Origin of the sequence: Roseburia sp. 1XD42-69 (assembly GCF_003612565.1) — a bacterium.
Taxonomy (GTDB): Bacteria; Bacillota; Clostridia; order Lachnospirales; family Lachnospiraceae; genus Roseburia_B.
The window spans coordinates 1-2,071 of sequence record NZ_RAZG01000178.1 but is presented as its reverse complement, the minus strand read 5'-3'; the positions used below and the strand labels follow the sequence as shown (position 1 = coordinate 2,071).

Genomic DNA, 2,071 nt, shown 5'->3' with positions numbered 1-2,071 from the left:
AAACGTCCATCATTGCTCACCCCTTTCGGAAAGCAGGAGTTTCTCCCGCTTCACAGAGGCGTTCTCCTGCTTGTTCAGGAGCCGCACCGGGATCAGCCCCCCGTCTGGCTGTGCTACGTATACTTCTTCCATATCCGGTGAGCAGCGCAGTCTTATTCTCTGTCTGGCAAAACGCATATCCACTTCATACTCCACATTTCCGATGGAGACCACGCTGTCGGCGGACACCCTGCGGGAAAACTCCAGGAGGAAGTCTGTCCTTAGTTTTTCTTCCGAAAGGCGGCGTACCATCCCCGGCTCACAGAAGAAGCGTTCCTGGGGGGATTTCCCTTTGAGGGAGGAGTGGGGGGAAAGATTGTAGGAGCGGACGTAGGCCAGGAGACTGCCGCCCAGGGCATAAAGGGAAGGGAAGTCCCGCATGTCAAGGGAAGCCATCCACTGATCCTTCATGGTCCTGAACCACCGCTCTACTTTGGCTTTCGCCGTCGGAGTGTAGGGTTTACAGTAGTTGATGGTGGTGCCGATACGTGCTGCCAGCAGTTCCATCTGTTTGTTCTTATAAGCGCTGCCATTATCGAAATTGAACATCCGCGGGACACCGTACTTTGCCACAGCTCCCTTCATGACGGACATCAGGTTTGCAAAGGTATCCTCAAAGAATACGCCCGCCCCGGTGACGAGTCGGCTGGAGTCGTCGATCAGGGCGATCACATATACCCTGCGCTTCCTGCCGTCCGGTGTTTTCAGATATGGACCGGCGCTGGAGTCCCCGCACCAGACTTCATTGATGTGTGGACGTTCATACCGGCGCATGTCCTGCATGGGCAAAGCCTCCGCTTCCAGGGCGAGGCTGTTCACGTACCGGTTCACGGTAGATTCCGAGACCTCCCCGTTTTTTATACTGCCATCCTCCTTAAGCTGCCGGAAGATGGCGGCGGCACTCATACGGGGGTAGCGGCCTTTCAGGTATGCGATCCGCTCTCTCAGGTCATCGTCCAGCTTCCTGGGTTTTCCGCAGTCGCTGCGTCCGGAAGGCATCAGGGCATCGAATCCCCCTTTCCTGTAGTTGGAATACCATTTATACAGAGTTTTGGGCGCATAATTTTTCACTTCCCCGTCCGGATGCACGAGCCCCTTGCGGGATGCCTCATTCAGATAGTCTGTCAGGTTTTTATATCCTTCCGGCAGACCTGGGATGAGCGGTGCGATGGCCGAGTAACGCATCAGGGCGATAGCATGTCTGTATTCCTGTTCCATTTGTATAAAACCTCCTTTAGTTTTTTCCTCATAATAAAAGAGGCAGGCAGGGAAGTCACCCAAAGTTATGTAGGTGGAACAAAAAGGATATTTCTGGTATTTTTTATCTGCATGAACTGGCGGCCGAAGAGGCGCAGGCAGGGCTGTGTCAGGGCATGTGCGGGGGAAAGTTCCAGACGCTCGCTCAGCAGGCGCTGGCGCCAGAAACGGATGTAGAGGGAGAGGATGTAGAAAACCTGGCTGGGAGAAAGCTCCGGGTCTGCTTCCATCACCTCCATGCCCCTGCCTCCGTTCTCAAAGGAAGCTGCAATAGCGGCATGTTCGGCCAGGGGAACCTGGGAGTAAGGGACGATGCCGGAGGGGAGCAGGGCATGGGTGGTACAGCAGATGTCACACTGCACCCGGCGGATCAATAGAGGGATCTTTCCAAGTGCTGTTTTGATGGAACGGGTATATTGTCCGTGTCCCACAAGGCAGCCGGAGCAGCCGCAGGTGCACTCCAGCTGACATATCTGGATGGAATCCATGGCATTATCATAAAACTTTTGTGAAATTTCGTTGCATTCTTCAGTAATTATTGTTATCATAACTTTGTCTATGGCGGATATATCCGCCGTGGTATGGTGAGGGCTGGAACACAAACTTTGGACGGTTGGGGTTCCAGCCTTTTTTTCGTGTATCAAAAGGAATGATAACATAGAAGATACAGAGATAAAATAATCTGACGGAAAATGCGTCAGATTGAGGCATCCTGTATCTTATTTAATTTGAAGAAAAAGAAGGGATTTTGGTTCAGATAAACTAACGAATAACA

At 52.4% G+C, this 2,071-nt stretch carries 2 protein-coding genes; both read right to left on the bottom strand.

Annotated elements, in window-relative coordinates; translation table 11 throughout:
- Positions 1 to 9 precede the first annotated feature (9 nt).
- Entirely contained in the window at positions 10 to 1,257 is a 1,248-nt protein-coding gene (locus D7Y06_RS24845) for a DDE-type integrase/transposase/recombinase (protein WP_120410146.1), read from the bottom strand.
- A gap of 65 nt (positions 1,258 to 1,322) precedes the next feature.
- On the bottom strand, positions 1,323 to 1,844 hold the full coding sequence (locus D7Y06_RS24840; RefSeq protein ID WP_044989967.1) for a DUF6431 domain-containing protein: 522 nt from the start codon (positions 1,842 to 1,844) through the stop codon (positions 1,323 to 1,325).
- Between the last annotated feature and the right edge of the window lie 227 nt (positions 1,845 to 2,071).

Excerpts from the sequence above, each read along its gene's own strand:
- D7Y06_RS24845 (WP_120410146.1), bottom strand. The coding sequence starts at position 1,257 with ATGGAACAGGAATACAGACATGCTATCGCCCTGATGCGTTACTCGGCC.
- D7Y06_RS24840 (WP_044989967.1), bottom strand. The coding sequence starts at position 1,844 with ATGATAACAATAATTACTGAAGAATGCAACGAAATTTCACAAAAGTTT.